The sequence below is a fragment of the Kribbella caucasensis genome (assembly GCF_004361855.1).
Classification (GTDB): domain Bacteria; phylum Actinomycetota; class Actinomycetes; order Propionibacteriales; family Kribbellaceae; genus Kribbella; species Kribbella caucasensis.
In genome coordinates this window covers 278,880-298,025 of record NZ_SNWQ01000001.1, presented here as the reverse complement: position 1 = coordinate 298,025, position 19,146 = coordinate 278,880, and the positions used below count along the sequence as shown (strand labels likewise).

Sequence of the window (19,146 nt, the reverse complement as noted above, 5' to 3'; positions counted from 1 at the left end):
CGCAGAGGAGCACCTCATGGCCACCGTCGCAGCGGTCATCGCCTCCACGCACCATCCGTTCTACTACCGGGCGAGCACGGCCACCGGCGCCGACCGCCCGCCGTTCGCCGACGAGTGGGTCGCCAAGATCGAGGCGTTCCGCGAGACGCTCACCAAGGCCCGGCCCGACATCCTGGTGATGGTGGGCAGCGACCACTTCCACCAGCTCTGGCTGGACAACATGCCGCAGTTCCTGGTCGGCAAGGCGCCGTTCTTCGACGCGAACTTCTACAACGAGGAACGCGAGTTCGGCCTGCCCCGGATGACCTTGCCGGGTGAGGAGAACCTCGCGGCGCACATCCTGCGGGACGGGCTGGACGCGGACTTCGACCTTGCCTTCAGCAACGAACTGCGGATCGACCACAGCATCACCTGCCCGATCATCACGCTGCGCCCGCAGGCGGACCTGCCGATCGTGCCGATCTACACGAACATCTTCGCGCCCCCGTTGCCGCGGCCGAAGCGGTTCGTCGAACTCGGCCGGACGATCCGGCAGCTGGTGGAATCGTGGCCGGAGGACAAGCGGGTCGCGATCATCGGCACTGGCCATCTGTCACTCGAGCTCGGCGGTCCCCGTCAGTTCGGTGCCCACGGCCCCGATCCGGAGTTCGACCGCAAGGCCGTCGAGTGGATCGCCACCGGCGACATCGAGGGCTGCCTGTCCGAAGTGACCCTGGACAGCCTCCACCTGCCGGGCAACGCGACCCACGGCTTCATGGACTTCATGCTGATGATGGGCGTCGCCGGTGCCGGTGCCAAGGCCGACCACGTCGATTCCCTCGACCTCTTCCACACGATGGAGGCCTACTTCACCTGGTATCCGAACGGAGTACCGGAATGAGCAAGTACCTGCTGGACAAGTTCCTCTATACCGTCGATCGCGACCCCGAGTTGGTCGAGCGCTACCGCGAGGACGCGACCGGCACGGTGACCTGGTGGGAGGAGGAGCTGGCCAACAAGATCCTCAACTGCACGACGGACGAGAAGTCGACCTGGCTCGCCTTCACCGACGCCGAACGCAAGGCGCTGCGCGAGCACGACCACGTCGCGTTGTTCGAGCTCGGGGCGCATCCGTTCCTCACCCTGACCCTCTTCATCGCGATGTTCGAACGCGACCACGGTCCGCTGGAGTACCAGAAGGCCTACGGCAAGGCGATGGAGCACTTCAGCCTGCCGTACCCCGACATCGCCACCTGACCCCACGATCACCACCGCCCGGCCGCGACCGGGCCGTCATCCGAGGAGACCGCGTGCGAGCCGCCGTCCTGGGCAAACATGGCGAACCCCCATCGCCCACCGAACATCCGGACCCGGTCCCCTCCGACGGCCAGAGCGTCGTACGGGTCACCGCCGCGCCCGTCGTCCCGCTCGATCTGCTTTGCGCCTCCGGTACGTCGTACTTCGGCGCACCCCCGGTTCCGTACGTCCCCGGCGTACAAGGAGTCGGAGTGGTCGAGCACTCGGGCGTCGTGGCTCCCGGGACCAGGGTGTTCTTCTCGACGTCGGCCGGTATGGCGGCAGGGGACGGCAGCTTCGCCGAGCGCTGCGCCGTCCCGGACGCCGACCTCATCGTGCTCGACACACCGGTTCCGGACACGGTGGTCGCCGCACTCGGGTTGTCCGCGGTGGCCGCATGGATGTCGTTGACCTGGCGTGCCCGGCTCCTGGCAGGTGAGCGGGTGCTCGTGCTCGGCGGTGGGGGAGCCGTCGGGCAGGCCGCCATCGGTGCGGCACGAGTGTTGGAGGCAGGCAAGGTCACCGCCGTGTGCCGGTCCGAGGAAGCCCAGAAGCGTGCCTTGGCTGCGGGCGCCCACGAGGTGGTCAGCCTGACCTCCGACGTGGACGAGCTCACCGCTCGACTCGCTGAAGCGACAGGCGGTGCCGTCGATGTGGCGATCGACCCGGTCTTCGGGATCGCCGCCACCGCAGCCGCGCGGCTGCTGGCGAACGGCGGCCGCTTGGTGAACCTCGGTGGCGCCTCGGGCGACGAGGCGACGTTCTCCTCGTCGGTACTGCGTAGTCGCTCCGCGAGCATCCTCGGTTACACCAACAACGCCCTGACGTCCGAACAGCGCACACTCGCCCTGACCGCGGTCCTCCCACACGCCCACACCGGCCGGATCAGGGTCGCGCACGAGACTGTTGCGCTGCCTGATGTGGCGGCCGCGTGGCGACGCCAAGCCGCCGGACAGACCTCCGGCCGCCTCGTCTTGACCCTTTAGTACGCCGGTGCTGCGGGTTAAGGGCGGACCCGGCGAGGGCTAGAGTCCCGGGTAGTAGCCAACACCCGGGGAGCAGGTAATGGGCGCAGTCATCACCATCGTGATCGTGGCGATCGTCGTGATCCTGGCCATCGCGCTGATGGTCTCGTACAACCGATTCGTCAAGCAGCGGAACCTGATCCAGGAGTCCTGGCGGCAGATCGACGTCGAACTGCACCGCCGCTACGACCTGATCCCGAACCTGGTGGAGACCGTCCGCGCGTTCGCCGCGCACGAGCGGCACGTGTTCGAGGAGGTCGCCCGGCTGCGCACCCAGGCGGTCAATGTGCAGACCGCGTCGCCGGAGCAGCGGGCGGTCGCCGAGAGTGAGCTGTCCGGCGCGCTGCGGCAGATGATGATCTCGGTCGAGGCGTACCCGCAGCTGCAGTCGAACCAGAACTTCCTCAACCTGCAGCGCGAGCTGACCGACACCGAGGACCGGATCGCGGCCGGCCGCCGGTTCTTCAACGCGAACGTGGGCGACTACAACACCCGGATCGACGCGTTCCCGTCGAACCTGATCGCGAACGGCTTCAAGTTCGAGAAGGCCGGCTACTTCGAGGTCAAGGACGAGACGGTGCGCGCGGTCCCGCAGGTCTCGTTCGGCACGATCGGGTCGGTCGCGGGCGAGCAGGCGCCGCCGCAGATGCAGCAGGGTGCGCACTCGTCGGGCCAGATCCAGCCGGAGCTGCCGGGCGGCGATCAGGGGTACCAGGGCAACTACCCGCAGGTCCCGCAGCAGGGCCAGCCACAACCGCCGTACCAGGGTCAGCCACCGGTGGGCGGGCCGCCCGCGGCCGCCCCCGGTCCGCAAGACGGTCAACCGCCCTTCACCGGCTCCTGACGGATCAGATGCCGGCCCGGTGGCCCGTAGTTCGGGGCGCTGAGCCTCCCCCCGGCCGTCCCCGCACGACCGTTGCCCAGCGCCCCAGGTCCCGAAAATTCAGGCCCGGGGCGCGACGGCGATGAGTCCGTCACCCCCGGGCCTGCCCTCCCCCCGGTACGACCGTCACTTTGCCGGGTGCGCATACATCCGGCGTACATCGGGACGTACATCCCAAGGGCCGAGCCTTCCCGGCGGGTGCACCGGGATGCCACGATGGGGCGCGGGCAGAACAGTTGAGAGGGCAGCCAAGTGGACAGTCTGAGGTACGAGATCCTCGGACCTCTGCGTCTGGGCCACGTTCAGGGGCAGCCGCTGAAGGCGAGTAAGCCCCGGCAACTGCTGGCCACGCTGCTGCTGCACCCCAACCGGTTCGTCTCCACCGACCTGATCGCGGACGCACTCTGGGAAGGCAACCCACCACGCTCCGCGACCGCGAACATCCGCACTTACGTCCGGGCGCTGCGCGGGGTCCTGCAGGAGGCCGGGCTGCCCACGCCGATCGACACCTCCGCGGCCGGGTACAGCATCGAGGTCGGCGTCGACGAGCTCGACTCCAGCATGTTCGAGTCGCTGCTGGCCGAGGGCGGTCACCTGCGTGACGCGGACGAGGGCCGGCAGGCGATGCAGGTGCTCTCCCGGGCGTACTCGCTCTGGCGTGGCCACCCCTTGGAGGATCTCGGTGGCTCCGCCGCCTGGGAGGGATCGATCGCCCGCCTCGAGGCGCAGTACCGGAGCCTGGTCGACACGTTGCTCGACCTGCGGCTCGAGTACGCCGATCACGCCGGCGCCGCGGTGCTGCTGAGTGGCCGGCTGACCGAGGACCCGTACGACGAACAGCTGTGGCGCAGGCTCGTCGACACCTTGCTCGCCGCGGGGCGGACGAGTGAGGCGCGCGCGGCGTACACGAAGGCCGTCCGGACCCTCGCCGACGAGCTTGGCGTCGAGCCCGGCCCGGACCTGGCGGCCGCCGGCGCCCGCGCCCAGAACGGCCGCTCCGCGAACTGGCCGGATCCCGGTGTCCCACGAGTCAGTACGACGGAACCGTCGACGCTGCCCGCGACCGAAGGGCCGATGGCCGCCCCAGAGCTCGTCGAGCCGCACCGGCCCCCGAGTCAGTTGCCGCTGGACCTGGCCGACTTCTCCGGTCGGGAGCAGCATCTCGAACAACTCCGCGATCTCGTCTGCGGGCGCGACCCGGTCCGGCCGCCGATCGCCGTGGTCTCCGGTGCGCCCGGGACCGGCAAGACCTCGCTCGCGATCCGGCTGGGCCATCTGGTCCGCGAATCCTTCCCGGACGGGCAGATCTATCTCGACATGCGCGGGGCCACCGAGCCGCGCGATTCCGGTGGTGCCCTGACCGACCTGCTGCTGAGTTTGAACGTGCCCGACTTCGCCGTACCGCCGGATCCGGAGCGGCGATCAGCCATGCTCCGATCGGAGCTGGCCAGCCGGCGGGTGCTGATCATCCTCGACGACGCCGCCGCGGCCAGTCAGATCGCCCCGCTGATGCCGGGTACGGGCGCCTCCGCCGTCGTCGTCACCAGCCGGAACCGGTTGATGGACCTGGCCGGGGCGGACAGCATGCCGCTCGACACCTTCGAGGACAGCGAGGCGGCTGAGCTGCTCCAGCGGGTCGCGGGCACCGGCCGGGTGGACAGTCGCTCGGCAGCGGTCGAGGAGATCCTCTCCGCCTGTGGGAACCTGCCGCTCGCGATCCGGATCGTGGCCAGCCGGCTCGCCCAGCGGCCCGACCTGAGCCCGGCCGAGCTGGCCCGTCGCCTCCGGGACGAGACCCACCGGCTGGACGAGCTGAGCATCGGCGAGCTGGCGGTCCGGACCAGCGCCGACCTCAGCTACGACTCGCTCAGCCCCGCAGAGGCCCGCCTCTACCGGTTGATCGGACGCTTCGCGGTCGGCGTCTTCTCCGCCCGGGTGCTCGAACCGGTTGCCAGCCCGGCCTCCGTACGCCGCAGCCTGGACCGGCTGATCGAGGTCAACCTGGTCCAGATCAGCTCGGTCGACGCCACCGGCAAGGCCCGGTACCGGGTCCACGATCTGCTCCGGCTGCACGCGATCGGCGTCGGCGAGGAAGCCGAGAAGGCTCAGGCGCTGAAGGACCTCGCGACCCTCCTGGATGCCCTGCTGGACAAGGTACGCCGGGCCGCGGCAGCCCTGCCGTTCGTGTACTTCGGCAACCCCGACTACGAGGGACCCCTGCGGTCACCCGACCCGGCGCCGTTCACCGACGCGGATGCGATCGCCTGGTTCGACAGCGAGCGGAGCACCTTCGTCCCGGCGATCCGGGCCGCCGCGCAGAACGGCCTGCACGAGTACGCCTGGCGACTGGCTGCGGCCTGGGGCCCGTACCTCGACATGCGGGCGGGGTTCGACGACTGGAACGAGTCGCACCAGCCCGGCCTGATCAGCGCGATCGCGTGCGGGGACCGCCGAGGCGAAGCGATCCTGCACCGGAACCTGGGCCAGCTCGCGCTCTACCGCGACGACTGGGAGCCCGCCTGGGAGCACTTCACCCAGGCCGCCGCGATCTTCGCCGAGGTCGGCGATCGGCTCGGCGACGGCGTCGCCGCGGTCGGCCTCGGTACCTGGCTGCGCGAACGAGGCCGGCTCGACGAAGCGCTCGCGCAGTACGAGAAGGCAGTCGAGGCGTTCGTCGAGGTGGGGGACAAGAACGGCGAGGCGTCGGCGCGGAGTGCGGTCGCCTCGATCTGGCTGGCCCGCAACGACACTGTGACGGCGGGGCGGTACATGGCCGAAGCGTTCCTGATCGGAGTCCGGCTCGGCGACAAGCACCGGGAAGCCAAGATCCGCCGCCGGATCGCCGCGCTGCGGACCCAGCAGGGCCGGCACGATCAGGCGGTTCGCCAATTGCAGGCGTCGCTCGCGATCTTCAACGGGATCGGCGACGACCACTGCGCGGCGTACGCGCGAGCCGAGCTCGGGGCCGTGCTGATGGCTCTCGGCCAGGACGCGGCGGCCCGCAAGATGTTGCTGGACGCGATCGAGATCGGTCACCGGCTGGGCGATCGCAGTGTCGAAGGCGCGGCCGCGCACAGCCTCGGCCGGCTGCACGCGACCACCGGCAACGCCGACTTCGCCCGGCGCTACCTGAACCGGGCGGTCCGGTCGTGGCAGCAGATCGGCAACGACGCCAAGGTCGCCGACGCGCGGGCCGTGCTGACCGACCTCGGGACCGATCTCGCAGCCGGTTGATGACGCCTAGTAGTTGAATCCGGCAATGTACGGCCGGTGTATGCGGCCGGGCGAAGATTTGTCTCAGCCACGGCACAGGCCGGAGGACGGGGGACACGCGGCGTACTGCTGCGTGCTGATCCAGTGGAGTCATGGCCTTGGGGGGAGTGAGTGTGGAACGCCGGATAGCTGAGAAGGTGGCAAATCCGCGGGAAACCGAGTCCGCACTCGAGTGGCAGCTGGAACGCGTGGGATCGGCGGCCTGGCAGGACTGGACGCTGAAGTTCCAGCGGATGGCCTTCGGCTATGCCCATGACAGCGGCTGGCACGATGCGGCCGACGCGTTGCGGTGGCTCGACCATCACGCCCTGCTGCACGAGGGGGCGGCGCCACGGGGGGCGCTGGTCTGGTACCAGGCGGCTGACCGGGTCCGGGTGGCATGTTCACTCGGCGCCGGTGAGTTGGTCGGGCCACTGCCGTCCGGCGAGATCGCCGTAGCCGTCCTCACCGACCTCAGCACCGACTGGGTCTGGTCCGACCCCCACTTCCCCTTCGCCCACTGATCTGTACTACGCGGGCGGGCCTTACTCGTTGATCTTCTCCATCACCGCGGTGCGCTCGGCCTCGGTGTCGTAGCGGTCGTCGCGACCGTCACCGTCCGCGTCGTTGGCGCGCGCCCGGCGGCGGGCCAGGACGTACTCGACCAGCATCGGGATCACCGAGATGATCACCAGCAGGATCAGCGCCGACTCGAGGTGGTCGTGGATGAACTTGATCCGGCCCAGCGCGTGGCCGAGCAGGGTGACGCCGGTACCCCACAGGACCGCGCCGACCCCGGTCCAGAGGAAGAACTTCTTCGGGTCCATCCGGCCGGCGCCGGCCACCAGGGTGATAAAAGTCCGCACGATCGGCACGAAACGGGCCAGCACCAGCGCGCGCGGCCCGTACTTGTCGAAGAAGGCGTGCGTCTGGTCGATGTACTTCGGTTTCAGGATCTTCGCGTCCGGGTTCTTGAACAACGTCGTCCCGAGTGCCCGGCCGATGTAGTAGCCGGACACGTTGCCCAGGAACGCGGCAACGGTCAGGACCACGCACGCCACCCACAGCGGTATGTCGATGGTGCCGATCGCGATGAACAGGCCGACGGCGAACAGCAGCGAGTCACCGGGCAGGATGGGGAACAGCAACCCGCACTCGATGAAGATCACCACGGCGGATCCCCACAGGGCCCAGTCGCCCAGCCAGTGGAGCAGGAACTCCGGGTCCATCCAGTTCGGCATCAGCATCGCCATGAGAGGAAGCACAGCGACAGGGTAGCGTCCCAACCTGTGCAAGAGCTTAATCGTGACAGTACTGCTGACGTGATCGGCGCCGATCTGGTCGGTCCGTCCGAGGTGGGCGTCGGTCCGTGGCAAGGCGTTCTGCCGGCCGATTCGCGGTTCGATCCGGAGCTGCTCGCGCACGGAGACCGCCGGAACGTGGTCGACAAGTACCGGTACTGGCGGCTGGAGGCGATCGTCGAGGACCTGGACCGGCAGCGGCACCCGTTCCACGTCGCGATCGAGAACTGGCAGCACGACCTGAACATCGGCTCGGTCGTCCGTACCGCGAACGCCTTCCTGGCCCGCGAGGTCCACATCGTCGGCAACCGGAAGTGGAACCGCCGTGGCGCGATGGTCACGGATCGCTACCAGCACGTCCGCCACCACCCGAGCCTGGCCGACCTCAAGTCGTACGCCGACGAGCACGACCTCCCCGTGATCGGTATCGACAACCTCCCCGGCTCGGTCCCGCTGGAGACCTACGAACTCCCCGCCGCCTGCGTCCTCCTCTTCGGCCAGGAGGGCCCCGGCCTCACCGCGGCCGCCCACGAGATCTGCACGGACGTCCTGAACATCGCCCAATACGGCTCAACCCGCTCCATCAACGCCAGCGCGGCCGCCGCCATCGCCATGCACGCCTGGATCCGCCGCCACACCTTCCACCAGAAGCCCTGAGTTATCGCTTGCGGGATCACCTTGGTGGTGCCCAGGATGACTGCACATGTGGGCTGATCATGCGATCTTCTGGCAGGTCTATCCGCTCGGTTTCACCGGAGCCGAGCCTTCTGGTTCAGCGGCCCGCGAGCCGCTCGTCCATCGGCTGGACCAGTTGGAGAACTGGCTGGACTATGCGATCGAGCTGGGTTGTTCCGGGCTGTTGCTGGGACCGGTGTTCGCCGCGGAGACACACGGCTACGACACCGTCGACCACTTCCGGATCGACCCGCGGCTCGGCGACGACCAGACCTTCGACCGGTTGGTCACGGCCGCCCGATCGCGCGGACTGCGCATTGTGCTCGACGGAGTCTTCAACCATGTCGGCCGATCCTTCGACGCACCGCCCGAGTGGTTCCGCCGCAGCGTCGACGGGTCGATCGAGGTCTTCGAGGGCCACGAACACCTGGTCGCGCTGGACCACTCGAACCCGGCCGTCGTCCAGTACGTCGTGGACGTGATGTGCCACTGGCTCGATCGTGGTGTGGATGGGTGGCGGTTGGATGCGGCGTACCACGTTGCGCCGGAATTCTGGCGGGATGTGCTTGCGCAGGTGCGGCCGCGGTACCCGGACGCGTGGTTCTTCGGTGAGCTGATCCACGGGGACTACGCCGGCTATGTGGCGACGAGTGGGCTCGACTCGGTTACCCAGTACGAGTTGTGGAAGGCGATCTGGAGTTCGCTGAACGACCGGAACTTCTTCGAGCTCGCGCATGCGTTGAAGCGGCACGACGCGTTGGTCGACACGTTCGTGCCGCAGACGTTCGTGGGCAACCATGACGTGACGCGGCTGGCGAGCAAGCTTTCGGATGAACGGCACTTCGGGCATGCGTTGGCGATCCTGTTCGCCGTGGCGGGGGTGCCGAGCATCTACTCCGGCGACGAGCAGGCGTTCCGTGGGATCAAGGAGGACCGGGCCGGCGGTGACGACGCGATCCGGCCGGCGTTCCCGGCGAAGCCTTCCGACCTGGCCGACGACGGTTGGCCGACGTACCGGTTGCACCAACGGCTGATCGGGGTCCGCCGCCGCAACCCCTGGTTGGTCAGGGCCCGTACCACCGTGGAGCACCTCACCAACGAGTCGGTCGCCTTATGCAGCATCGACGGCGACCAGCGATTGCTTCTCCTCCTCAACCTCGCCGACGAACCCCGCCACTTCCCTGTCGACCTGACCGATCTCGCCGTCATCGCTCATCCGGACGGTGCCTCGGACCAGGATCCGGCCGTCGTCCCCGGCAACAGCTGGGTGCTGCTCGGCTAAGGCGTACCGGCGAGCACCAGGTCATATTGCACGGTGAAGAAAGGCTGGTCGAGTTCGCGGCCGTCCGGGGCGGTACCGGCCGGGTGCTCGGTGAAGTCGGCGATCAGCGAGTCCTTGACGCCGAAGACCGCGTCGTTGTGCAGGTAGTTGTCTCCGGCGGCGAAGATGTGTGTGATCAGCCGGGCGAACCCGGGCGCGGTGACCATGAAGTGGATGTGTGCGGGCCGCATCACGCCACGGTCGGCCGCGTGGAGGAGTTCGCCGACCGGTCCGTCGTCGGGGATCGGGTAGGCGACCGGACGCACCGACCAGAACGAGTAGTTGCCTTCGGCATCGGTGGTCAGATGGCCGCGGTTCTGTGGTTGCCCGACGTCCTTCTGTACGTCGTAGAAGCCCTCCTCGTCGGCCTGCCAGGTCTCCACCAGGGCGCTGGGGATCGGGTTGCCGTCGGTGTCCAGGACCTTGCCGCTTACCAGGCAGGGCTGTCCGGGAGCACCGTTGGCGATGTCGCCGCCGAGCTCGATCGCGGGGGATCCTTCGACGAAGAAGGGTCCGAAGACCGTGGATGCCGTTGCTTCCGGGGGCTTCCGGTTGGCCAGGCCGACGGTCAGCATCGACAAGCCGAGGACGTCGGCGAGCAGGACGAATTCCTGCCGGTTACCGGTCGAGATCTGCCCGGTCCGGGTGAGGAAGCCGATCGCGGTGAAGTACTCCTCCTCGGTCAGGTCGACCTCACGGGCGAACGCGTGCAGATGCCGTACCAGCGCGCTCATCACGGTCTTGGTCCGGGCGTTCTGGCTGCCGTCGAAGCTGGCCACCACCGCCTCGGTCAGGTCATCGCCTTGCAGATCCATCCCGTCGCTCCTTACGCCTCGATCACCATCGCCAGGCCCTGGCCCACGCCGATGCAGAGGGTGGCCAGGCCGTAGCCACCACCGCGCCGGCGCAACTCGTGCGCGAGCGTGGTGAGAATCCGGGTGCCGGAGCTGCCCAGGGGATGCCCGAGGGCGATCGCTCCACCGTTGACGTTCACCTTGGCCCGATCCAGCTCGGGCCATTCCTGCAGACAGGACAGGCTCTGCGCGGCGTACGCCTCATTGAGCTCGACCAGCGTCAGGTCGTCCCAAGTGATACCTGCTTTGCTCAGTGCCTTGCGGGAGGCCTCGACCGGCCCGATCCCGAAGTACTGCGGTTCGACACCGTGCACTGCTCGGCTGACGATCCGCGCAAGAGGTTCGACCTCCAGGCGTTGTGTCGTCGCCTCGTCGGCGATCAGTACGGCGGACGCACCGTCGTTGAGCGTGGACGAGTTGCCCGCGGTCACCGTGCCATTGGCTCTGAATGCGGGTTTGAGGCCGCCCATCACTTCGAGGGTGCCGCCGTCACGGATGGACTCGTCCCTGGTCAGCGCCTTGGCCTGCTTCGGCGGAAGGACCGGAGCGAGGTGTTCCCACGGGACGATCTCAGGGTCGAACCTGCCCGCCGCCCACGCCTTCCCGGCCTTCTCGTGCGACTCCAGGGCGAACAGGTCCTGCGCCTCGCGGGTGATCCCGTGGCGCTCGGCCAGCAGTTCGGTGGCCTCGCCGAGCGAGACCGTCCACTCCTTCGGCATCCTCGGGTTGACCAGCCGCCAACCGAGCGAGGTCGACTCGGCGGTGACGCTGCCGTGCGGGAACGCCTTGTCGGGCTTGGGCAGGACCCAGGGGGCCCGGCTCATCGATTCCACGCCGCCGGCGATGACAAGGTCAGCGTCGCCGGTCTCGATCGCGCGCGCAGCCTGGATCGCCGCTTCGAGACCCGATCCGCAGAGCCGGTTGACCGTCGTACCGGGGACGCTCGTCGGGAATCCGGCCAGCAGCGCGGCCATCCGGGCGACGTCGCGGTTCTCCTCGCCGGCGCCGTTCGCGTTGCCGAGGAAGACGTCGTCGATACGGGCCGGGTCCAGGTCGGGGTGGCGGATCAGGAGTTCCTTGAGCGTCGCGGCCGCCAGGTCGTCGGGGCGTGCGCCGGACAAGGCCCCACCGAGCTTGCCGACCGGCGTACGGACGGCGTCGAGCAGGAAGGCGGATCTCATCGGGCTGCTCCTTCTGGCCGCTGACCGGCCCAAGCGCGGATCAGGATGTCCAGTACTTCGGGGTCGTCCGGCGCGAACTTGTCCGCCGCCTCCCGGGCCTGGCCTTCGGTCAGGCCGAGTTCTTTGAGGCTTGTCGGCACCTGCGCGGTGGTGAAGAGGTCGTAGAGGCCGGTGGCGAGGTCGTCGGTCTCCAGTGCCGCTTCCAGTCGTACCTTTGCGCGTGGTGCGTCGAGGGCTTTGACGCGGGTCACCTGGGGGAGGACCGCGGCGTGGGTCTCGGCATGGGGGAGGTCGTAGGTGCCGCCGAGGAGGTGACAGAGCTTGTGATGCAACGAGGTTCCTGCCTGAGCGAGGGTGGAGCCGGCCAGGCAGGCGCCATACAGAAGGTTGCTTCGGGCCTCTAGATCGGTGGGCTCGGTGGTTGCGGCTCGGAGTCCCTCGGACAGCGCCCGAACACCTTCCACAGCGGTGACGTCGGTGATCGGATTGGCCTTGGGGGTCCAGGTCGCCTCGGCGCAGTGGGCGAGCGCGTTGGCGACACTGGCCGCGGTCACCTTGAGCGGAAGGCGGCGGCTCAGCAGCGGGTCGTAGACGACGGTCTTCGGCAGTACGTCGAGGCTGCTGCCGGTCGTCTTGGTACCTTCGGCTGTCAGCCCCCAGACCGGCGTCATCTCCGAACCGGCGTACGTCGTCGGCACCGCCACGATCGGCAATCTCGTCGTCAACGCGATCGCCTTGGCCAACCCGATCGCGGAACCGCCGCCGATCGCGACGATGCCTTGTGCGTCGACCTCCTTCGCCTTGTTCCGGGCCGCCTCGGCGCGCTCGATCGGCACGTGCTGCCGGACGTCGTCGATCCGGCCGGCGAACCGGTCTTTGAGGGCGATCTCCAGGAGATCGGCGTCGTCGCGAACCGCCTTGGTCGCGATCAACAGCACCTTCTCGATGCCGAGCAGGTCGATCTCGTCCGGCACTTTGTCCAGCGCGCCGACTCCGAGCACGACCCGCGTCGGCAACCCGACGTACACGAACTCATCCATCGGCGGGTTCCCGGTCGCGGAGGCGGTGGAGCTCGGTGAGCTCGGTCGCGGTCGGCGGCGGCACGTCTTCGATGCTGTCGGCAACTTTCAGGTCCCAGCCGGTGGCTTGCCGGGCCTGGTCGACGGTGATGCCCGGGTGCAGGCGGGTGAGGGTGAGTTCGTTGGTGTCGGGGTCGGGTTCGAGAACGCCGTGGTCGGTGATCACCAGCGTCGGGCCGGCGCCGGGTGCTTGGCGTTCGTTGCCGGTCGGGCCGTAACCGACTGACGTGACGAAGTCGACCTGCTCGACGAACGTCCTGCGCGATTGCTTGACGATGACGATCACGCGCTTGGCGGCGGAGGCGATCTCGGGTGCGCCGCCCGCGCCGGGGAGGCGGATCGTGGGGTCTTTGTGGTCGCCGATGACGGTCGTGTTGATGTTGCCGTAGCGATCGATCTGCGCCGCGCCGAGGAAGCCGACATCGATCCGGCCCGCGCCGACCCAGAAGTTGAACATCTCCGGCACGGACACGACCGCTGTTGCTGTCGCCGCGAGGTCGTCATCACCGATCGAGAGTGGGAGCCGGCGTGGTTTGGCGTCGATCGCACCCGACTCGTAAACCAGGCGGCAGGCCGGTGCGTGCGTGCGGCGGGCGAGGTTCGCGGCGAGGTTGGGCGGGCCGACCCCGACCAGGCACACGTCGCCGTTCTTCAACTCCCGCGCGGCCGCGACGTTCATCATGTCCGCACTGTCCCACTCAGACATCAGCCGGCTCCTTGGTGTCGTTCTCAGCCGTCAAGCTGCTCTCGGCCGGCGAGGCGTTTGCGCCGGACAAGGTGTCCTCGGCTGGGGAGGTGTTGTCGGTCGGCAGGTTGTTCTCGGACGCCCAGGTGAGGAAGGCGGTTCGGTCCCGGGCGATGGCGTCCCAGCGTTGGTAGAAGTCGTTGTCGCGGACCGAGTAGCCCGCGGCGTACGAGGGCCAGGCTCCGTTCGGTACGACGCAGACCGCTGACAGCACCCAGTTCGGCAGGATCACCGCGCCGGTGCGCTCGGGGAACTCGTCCACGACCTCCTCGACCGTCACGATCGCGCGGTCCGCGGCGAGCACCGCCTCGCGCTGCACACCGGTGATCCCCCAGAGCATCACGTTGCCCTCGCGGTCCGCGAGCTGCGCGTGGATCACGGTGACGTCCGGGTTGATCGCCTTCACGGCGGCCAGTTCCTCACCGGTGAACGGACACGTGACGCTGGAGATGATGTCCCGCTGCTCCTCGAGATCCGTGCCGCGGTAGCCCCGCAGTACGGCGAACGGCAGCCGAGCGGCACCGGCCACATACGCATTGGCCAACCCCGCATGACTGTGCTCCCGTACGGCGAGTTGGTGCGGCCAGTGCTTTTCCACCGCGTCACGGAGTCGGTGCAGGGAGCCGACGCCCGGGTTGCCGCCGTACGAGAACACGAGTTCGTCCGCGACGCCGAGCCCGATCAGCTGGTCATACACCAGATCCGGCGTCATCCGCACCAGCGTCAGGTGCCGGCGTCCCTGCCGGGCGATCTCGTGCGCCGCGGCGAACGGAATCAGATGCGTGAAGCCCTCGAGCGCAACCGTGTCCCCGTCGTGCACGTGCTCGGCGATCGCATCGGCCAGGGGATTCAGGTGCGCAGGGGTTGGACTTGGCATGATGACTCCGCTACGATTTCGCTCAGCGAAAAATTCTTCTTTCAACGAAAAGGGTAGCTCGTGCCTGGTGATGCGTCCACCACCGGAACCTTCCTGCAGGGGCTCGAGCGCGGCCTCGCGGTGATCCGCGCGTTCTCGGCGGAATCGCCGTCGCTGACCCTGAGCGAGGTCGCCCGAGATGTCGGCATCAGCCCCGCGACCGCCCGCCGGATCCTGCTCACCCTGGAGGAGCTCGGCTACGTCCGCAGCGACGGGCGACGCTTCTTGCTCACCCCGCGCGTCCTCGCTCTCGGCTGGGCCTACCTGTCGTCGCTGGACCTGGGCGATATCGCCGGCCCTTTCATGGAGGAGCTGAGCGCGAAGACGCAGGAGTCCTGCTCGATCGCGACCCTCGATCTACCCGACATCGTCTACGTGGCGCGCGTCCCGACCAGCCGGATCATGACCGTCGCGCTGGGCGTCGGAGTTCGGCTTCCCGCCTATGCGACCTCGATGGGCCGGGTCCTGCTCGCGGGACTACCCGAGCCCGAGCTTGCGGCGTACCTGTCGTCCCTGAAGGCCGAGGAACTCACCGATCGCACCGTCGCAACGACCGACGAACTGCGGAAAGTGATCGGTCGTGCTCGGACGGACGGCTATGCGATGGTCGACCAAGAACTGGAGCTGGGCCTGAGGTCGATCGCGGTACCGATCCTCGACTCCCGCGGCCGAACCGCAGCCGCCCTCAACGTTTCCGCCCACGTCGCCCGATCAACGGTCGCTTCGCTGCGAACCGACGTACTCCCGCCGCTCTTGGAGTGCGCCGACCACATCAGTACAGCCCTCCGCCGCCGCGGCCGACTCTGACCACGACGGCGGACACTCGCCACGCCGCCTCCGCACGAACCCCCGGCGGGCCCTTGCTCGGCCGGGTTTCCGCTGTGTACTCGAACCCTCAGTTCTTCAGCGAGTCGAGGATTTCCAGGTAGTGCGGGTTGTACATGACGCCGATGATGTTGCCGAACGGGTCGACCACCGAGGCGGTCCGGAATCCGGTGTCGCCGCGGGCGGTGATCGGCTCGTTCTGGGTCGCGCCGAGTTCGAGCAGGCGCTCGACCATGCCCTCGAGGTCGTCGACGTGCCAGTAGACGATCGCGCCGGCCGGCTTCTCGCCCACCGAGTGAGGCGCCCATTTCGCGTCGATGATCCCGAGCTCGCACTGGTAGTCCCCGAAACGGAACTCCAGGTACGCCGGGTCCCCGACCTCCGGCCGCGCGAAGTACGGCTCGATCCCGAGCAGTTCGGTGTACCAGGCCTTGGCGGCGCTCATGTCCGCGGCGTAGAAGCTGACGGTGGCGAATCCTCGCATCATTTCCGTGGTCCCTTCGGTGCGTTGTTCCCGCTTCCTGACATCAACTATCGCTGGGAAAGTGCTCACCAAATGAGCACTTTCCCAGCGAAGTTCTGCCGATGCGGACGCGACGGCCGGGACAGATGGGCTAAGTTGACCGAACTCTTCGCGCGCCGATTGGCGCTAGGTCGGTGGTGTGGAGAGGTCCGAGACGGTGTCCACGCGTCCGCGTCGGTACAGGTCATCGACTGTCGCCACGAGTGGGATCGGGAGCGCGCGTCACGCCGAGCACCCAGCACAGAAGCGGGTCGCTGTCACACGAGCAGCGCCTCGAGCTCCGGAAGTCGGCCGAACATGTCGGGGAGGCCGCGCACGCCGTTGCGCACGGACTCGTGCGACAGCGCGAGGTCAGGGCCGGTGCTCGCCTCGACACCGGCGAGGCAGCGGAGGATGTTCCACCTCGTGAACCCCAGCCAGCCGCCGATCATGAACACGAACCAGCTTGGACCCGACGGCGGCAGTGCTCCGCCCCCTGCGACGTAGCCGTCGAGGACCGAGCGGAAGATGGTGGGCTCGATGTCGTCGAAGCCAGGTCCCTTCGCGAGGCTCAGCGCGGTCGAGCCGAGCTCACTGGCCAGGTCGAGCATCCCCGAGAGCTCCCAGTCGAGCACCACCGGCCGACCGTCTCGAGCGAGCAGGTTCCACGGTTGGATGTCCCTGTGGGTCAGCACGGCGGGGCCTGGCCGTTCGCAGGTGTCGACGAAGTGGGCAATCGCGAGGAACGTCTCGACGTGGGAGGCGAGTTCGTCGGCCCACGGCTGTCCGGTCGCCGCCGCCCGCTCGGCGAGCTCGGGCCAGTCCCGTGACGTCGGGTCCTCGATCGACACGTGGGTCCACTCGACGTCGAGCGCGTGGATGCGCGCGAGGATCTCACCGATCTCGAACGCGTACGCCGCCGACACCGGTGCTTCGGGCACCTTCTCTCCCTCGACCCACCGGTGGACGAGCGTGTGGTGGCTGGCCGAGATCGGCTCTGGCATCGGGATGCCGGCAGCGAAGGCCGCCCGCTCGAACCTGAACACGTCCTCGACGTGGGAGGTCCAGCGGCGGTCGACGAGGTTCAACTCCTTCACCGCGAACGACCCCTGGTCGGTGTCGAGCCGGTACATCCGGTTGGCGAACCCGCCGTGGACGCGGATCATCGGCCCGATCGGCGCGCCGAGATGCGAAAGGTTGGAGGGCACGTCGTCGTCCGCGGTCACCCCACGAATCTAGGGCTCGCAGTTCATCGATGCACCGGAATTTCCCTGGGACCACCGAGGCCCCGGCAACGAGGGTCGGGGGCCTCGGTGCTCCGGCGCGGGGCCTGGGGTCAGTCGGTTTGGGTGACCTTGCGGAGGCCTCGGGGGGCGTCGGGGTCGAGGCCCAGTTTGCGGGCGAGGGCCTCGATGGCGCGCTGGGCGGGGATGACCAGGGCGAGGGGGGAGAGGGTCTCGGGCAGATCGGGGCCGGGGAGGTTGACGTCGCAGCGGGCGGCAAAGGTGGCGTCGCCGCCGATGCCGAGGATCTTGCTGCCCTTCTCGCGGACGATCGAGGCGAGCTCGGTCATGCCGGGGAGGGCCGGGCCGTCCGCGGCGGCGACCAGGATGGTGACCAGATCGGCGTCGACGACGGCGATCGGGCCGTGCTTGAGGTCGGCGTACGAGAGGCCGCGGACCGGCTGGAGGCAGGTCTCCTCCAGCTTGAGGGCGACCTCGAGCGTGGTGCCGAAGGTGAGGCCGCGGCCGCTGGCGAGGACGTCGTGGGCGCCGGCGAGGAGATCGGCGGCCGCCTCCACCGAACCCTCCAGCATCTTGGCGGCGGCGTCGGGAACCCGGGCGATGGCGGCGTCGAGCGTGCCCGGCTTCGGCGCGAGCGAGTCGACCGCCACGGTGATCGCGGCCAGCTGGGTGGTGTAGGTCTTGGTCGCCGGGACGGCCAGCTCCTTGCCGGCCTGGGTGATCAGGGCGACGTCGGCGGTCGAGGCGAGCGGGCTGTTGCCGTCGTTGGTGATGCCGACCACGGCGGCGCCGTTGCGCTTGGCCCACTCGGCGGTGTCGACGATCTCCTGGGTCGCGCCGGACTGGCTGACCGCGACCACGAGGGAGTTCGAGAGGTCGAGGTTCGCGCCGTACAGGGTGGCGACCGAGGGGGCGGCCAGGGACGCCTGGCGGCCGGCGTGGATCTCGGTCAGGTACCGGCCGTAGACGCCGGCGTTGTCCGACGAACCGCGGGCCACGAAGATGACGTGCCGGCGGCCGGCGGCCAGCCGGGTGATGTCGTGTCGCAGGGGCAGGACGTGCTCGAAGGTGGCCGCCAGCGCGGCCGGCTGCTCGGCGATCTCGCGCGCCATCTGGGTGGCAGGGGCGGGAACAGACACCACAGGGATCACTGGTCCTATCTGGTCTTAACAGGTATGCTGCGCACGATAGCAGTGAGCGGTGCTCCGGGACACCCCCGGCGACACCGCCAGGTCTGGAGGAGCTGGATTCCATGGTTGCGACGAAGCGGGCTCAGGTCCGGTCGGTGCTGGAACGGCTGATCGACGTCGAACTGCACCCGGGTGACCCGATCCCGTCCGAACGGGCTCTGGTGGACAAACTGAACGTCTCCCGGGTCACCGTCCGGCAGGCGATCAGCGACCTGGTCGAGTCCGGCGCGCTCGAACGCGTGCACGGCAAGGGCACCTTCGTCACCGGCCCGCAGGTCGACTCGCAACTGCACCTCACCTCGTTCTCCCGGGAGATGCGGGCCCGCGGGCTCGAACCCGGCACGGTGGTGCTGTCGGCCACCGAGATCGAGGCCTCCGACGAGACCGCGAAGGGGCTGCGAGTCGCCAAGGGCACCAAGGTGATCCGGGTCGAGCGGCTGCGGACCGCCGACGCGTCGCCGATGGCGTACGAGATCGGCTACTACCCGTCGCAGCTCTTCCCCGGCCTGCTCGGCCGCGAGCTCGGCACCCTGTACGACGTCTTCGCCAGCGAGTACGACGTCGTCGTCACCTCCGGGGAGCAGACCGTCCGGGCGGACAACGCCGACGGTCATGTCGCCCGGGTCCTCGGTGTGGCCCGGCGGGCACCCCTGCTGGTCCTCGAGCGCACCACCTTCGCCGGCCGCAAGGTCGTCGAGCTGTCCTGGTCGGCCTACCGGGCCGACCGCTACCGGCTGCACATGGCCCTCACACCCCGAGGCCCGCGGTCGGGAACCGCCACCTGACCAGCCGGGCACCGATCCGCCGCGGTTGGATCGACGAGCGCGATCTTCTTCTGGTGGAAACGAACTGGACCGGTCCTGTTCATCAACTGGTCT

Annotated in this window: 19 protein-coding genes; 10 read left to right on the top strand and 9 right to left on the bottom strand. The window is 68.7% G+C overall.

From position 1 onward, the window contains the following. Positions 1-16 precede the first annotated feature (16 nt). The 6 genes from EV643_RS01385 (at position 17) to EV643_RS01360 (ending at position 6,959) form a co-directional block, all read left to right on the top strand. Complete coding sequence (locus tag EV643_RS01385; protein ID WP_133798074.1) at positions 17-880, top strand: DODA-type extradiol aromatic ring-opening family dioxygenase; 864 nt, start codon at positions 17-19, stop codon at positions 878-880. Further along, positions 877-1,236, top strand: coding sequence for a hypothetical protein (locus tag EV643_RS01380; RefSeq protein WP_133798073.1), 360 nt, complete (start codon positions 877-879; stop codon positions 1,234-1,236). The genes EV643_RS01385 and EV643_RS01380 overlap by 4 nt, the downstream gene beginning before the upstream one ends. Before the next feature lie 53 nt (positions 1,237-1,289). Beyond that, a complete protein-coding gene (locus EV643_RS01375; RefSeq protein ID WP_133798072.1) occupies positions 1,290-2,261 on the top strand; it encodes a quinone oxidoreductase family protein in 972 nt (323 codons plus the stop codon). A gap of 79 nt (positions 2,262-2,340) precedes the next feature. Continuing rightward, entirely contained in the window at positions 2,341-3,144 is an 804-nt protein-coding gene (locus tag EV643_RS01370) for a LemA family protein (protein ID WP_133798071.1), read from the top strand. A gap of 291 nt (positions 3,145-3,435) precedes the next feature. After that, a complete protein-coding gene (locus tag EV643_RS01365; RefSeq protein WP_133798070.1) occupies positions 3,436-6,417 on the top strand; it encodes an AfsR/SARP family transcriptional regulator in 2,982 nt (993 codons plus the stop codon). Between the two features lie 131 nt (positions 6,418-6,548). Then, positions 6,549-6,959, top strand: a complete 411-nt coding sequence (locus EV643_RS01360) for a hypothetical protein (RefSeq protein WP_238165277.1) — start codon at positions 6,549-6,551, stop codon at positions 6,957-6,959. Between the two features lie 21 nt (positions 6,960-6,980). Here the strand turns inward: EV643_RS01360 and EV643_RS01355 are convergent, their stop codons facing one another. After that, positions 6,981-7,700 (bottom strand): DedA family protein, encoded by a 720-nt coding sequence (locus EV643_RS01355; protein WP_370452178.1) that lies wholly within the window; start codon positions 7,698-7,700, stop codon positions 6,981-6,983. Positions 7,701-7,724: 24 nt separating this feature from the next. Between EV643_RS01355 and EV643_RS01350 the strand changes: the two genes are divergently transcribed. Beyond that, positions 7,725-8,393 carry a TrmH family RNA methyltransferase gene (locus EV643_RS01350; protein WP_133798069.1) on the top strand — a complete coding sequence of 223 codons (669 nt, stop codon included), beginning with the start codon at positions 7,725-7,727 and terminating at the stop codon, positions 8,391-8,393. A gap of 46 nt (positions 8,394-8,439) precedes the next feature. Beyond that, a complete protein-coding gene (locus EV643_RS01345) occupies positions 8,440-9,693 on the top strand; it encodes an alpha-amylase family protein (RefSeq protein ID WP_202869343.1) in 1,254 nt (417 codons plus the stop codon). Here the strand turns inward: EV643_RS01345 and EV643_RS01340 are convergent. From EV643_RS01340 to EV643_RS01320, 5 genes are read right to left on the bottom strand one after another with little or no spacing between them, the layout of a single operon-like run. Then, positions 9,690-10,547 (bottom strand): intradiol ring-cleavage dioxygenase, encoded by an 858-nt coding sequence (locus tag EV643_RS01340; RefSeq protein ID WP_133798067.1) that lies wholly within the window; start codon positions 10,545-10,547, stop codon positions 9,690-9,692. The genes EV643_RS01345 and EV643_RS01340 overlap by 4 nt on opposite strands. Positions 10,548-10,558: 11 nt before the next feature. Further along, the gene (locus tag EV643_RS01335; protein WP_133798066.1) at positions 10,559-11,767 is read right to left on the bottom strand and encodes a thiolase family protein; all 1,209 of its coding nucleotides are present in this window, start codon (positions 11,765-11,767) and stop codon (positions 10,559-10,561) included. After that, entirely contained in the window at positions 11,764-12,807 is a 1,044-nt protein-coding gene (locus EV643_RS01330; protein WP_133798065.1) for a maleylacetate reductase, read from the bottom strand. Before EV643_RS01330 ends, EV643_RS01335 begins: the two co-directional genes overlap by 4 nt. Then, positions 12,800-13,552, bottom strand: coding sequence for a CoA-transferase subunit beta (locus EV643_RS01325; RefSeq protein ID WP_133798064.1), 753 nt, complete (start codon positions 13,550-13,552; stop codon positions 12,800-12,802). The genes EV643_RS01330 and EV643_RS01325 overlap by 8 nt, the downstream gene beginning before the upstream one ends. Beyond that, a complete protein-coding gene (locus EV643_RS01320; protein ID WP_133798063.1) occupies positions 13,545-14,468 on the bottom strand; it encodes a CoA transferase subunit A in 924 nt (307 codons plus the stop codon). Before EV643_RS01320 ends, EV643_RS01325 begins: the two co-directional genes overlap by 8 nt. A gap of 60 nt (positions 14,469-14,528) precedes the next feature. On the opposite strand from EV643_RS01320, the gene EV643_RS01315 reads away from it, so the two are divergent. Continuing rightward, the gene (locus tag EV643_RS01315) at positions 14,529-15,314 is read left to right on the top strand and encodes an IclR family transcriptional regulator domain-containing protein (protein WP_133798062.1); all 786 of its coding nucleotides are present in this window, start codon (positions 14,529-14,531) and stop codon (positions 15,312-15,314) included. Between the two features lie 88 nt (positions 15,315-15,402). Here EV643_RS01315 and EV643_RS01310 read toward each other — a convergent pair whose 3' ends face one another. From EV643_RS01310 to EV643_RS01300, 3 genes are all read right to left on the bottom strand, one after another. Beyond that, positions 15,403-15,819 (bottom strand): VOC family protein, encoded by a 417-nt coding sequence (locus tag EV643_RS01310; RefSeq protein WP_133798061.1) that lies wholly within the window; start codon positions 15,817-15,819, stop codon positions 15,403-15,405. A gap of 293 nt (positions 15,820-16,112) precedes the next feature. Beyond that, positions 16,113-17,060, bottom strand: coding sequence for a phosphotransferase family protein (locus EV643_RS01305; RefSeq protein WP_202869342.1), 948 nt, complete (start codon positions 17,058-17,060; stop codon positions 16,113-16,115). A 110-nt stretch (positions 17,061-17,170) separates the two neighbouring features. Beyond that, positions 17,171-18,217: an SIS domain-containing protein gene (locus EV643_RS01300; protein WP_238165276.1), complete on the bottom strand. Its 1,047-nt coding sequence runs from the start codon at positions 18,215-18,217 to the stop codon at positions 17,171-17,173. Between the two features lie 113 nt (positions 18,218-18,330). On the opposite strand from EV643_RS01300, the gene EV643_RS01295 reads away from it, so the two are divergent. Continuing rightward, on the top strand, positions 18,331-19,053 hold the full coding sequence (locus EV643_RS01295) for a GntR family transcriptional regulator (protein ID WP_133798060.1): 723 nt from the start codon (positions 18,331-18,333) through the stop codon (positions 19,051-19,053). Positions 19,054-19,146: the final 93 nt, after the last annotated feature.

Coding starts and splice junctions, on each gene's coding strand:
- EV643_RS01385 (WP_133798074.1), top strand. CDS start 17: ATGGCCACCGTCGCAGCGGTCATCGCCTCCACGCACCATCCGTTCTAC.
- EV643_RS01380 (WP_133798073.1), top strand. CDS start 877: ATGAGCAAGTACCTGCTGGACAAGTTCCTCTATACCGTCGATCGCGAC.
- EV643_RS01370 (WP_133798071.1), top strand. CDS start 2,341: ATGGGCGCAGTCATCACCATCGTGATCGTGGCGATCGTCGTGATCCTG.
- EV643_RS01360 (WP_238165277.1), top strand. CDS start 6,549: ATGGCCTTGGGGGGAGTGAGTGTGGAACGCCGGATAGCTGAGAAGGTG.
- EV643_RS01345 (WP_202869343.1), top strand. CDS start 8,440: ATGTGGGCTGATCATGCGATCTTCTGGCAGGTCTATCCGCTCGGTTTC.
- EV643_RS01340 (WP_133798067.1), bottom strand. CDS start 10,547: ATGGATCTGCAAGGCGATGACCTGACCGAGGCGGTGGTGGCCAGCTTC.
- EV643_RS01335 (WP_133798066.1), bottom strand. CDS start 11,767: ATGAGATCCGCCTTCCTGCTCGACGCCGTCCGTACGCCGGTCGGCAAG.
- EV643_RS01330 (WP_133798065.1), bottom strand. CDS start 12,807: ATGGATGAGTTCGTGTACGTCGGGTTGCCGACGCGGGTCGTGCTCGGA.
- EV643_RS01325 (WP_133798064.1), bottom strand. CDS start 13,552: ATGTCTGAGTGGGACAGTGCGGACATGATGAACGTCGCGGCCGCGCGG.
- EV643_RS01320 (WP_133798063.1), bottom strand. CDS start 14,468: ATGCCAAGTCCAACCCCTGCGCACCTGAATCCCCTGGCCGATGCGATC.
- EV643_RS01310 (WP_133798061.1), bottom strand. CDS start 15,819: ATGATGCGAGGATTCGCCACCGTCAGCTTCTACGCCGCGGACATGAGC.
- EV643_RS01295 (WP_133798060.1), top strand. CDS start 18,331: ATGGTTGCGACGAAGCGGGCTCAGGTCCGGTCGGTGCTGGAACGGCTG.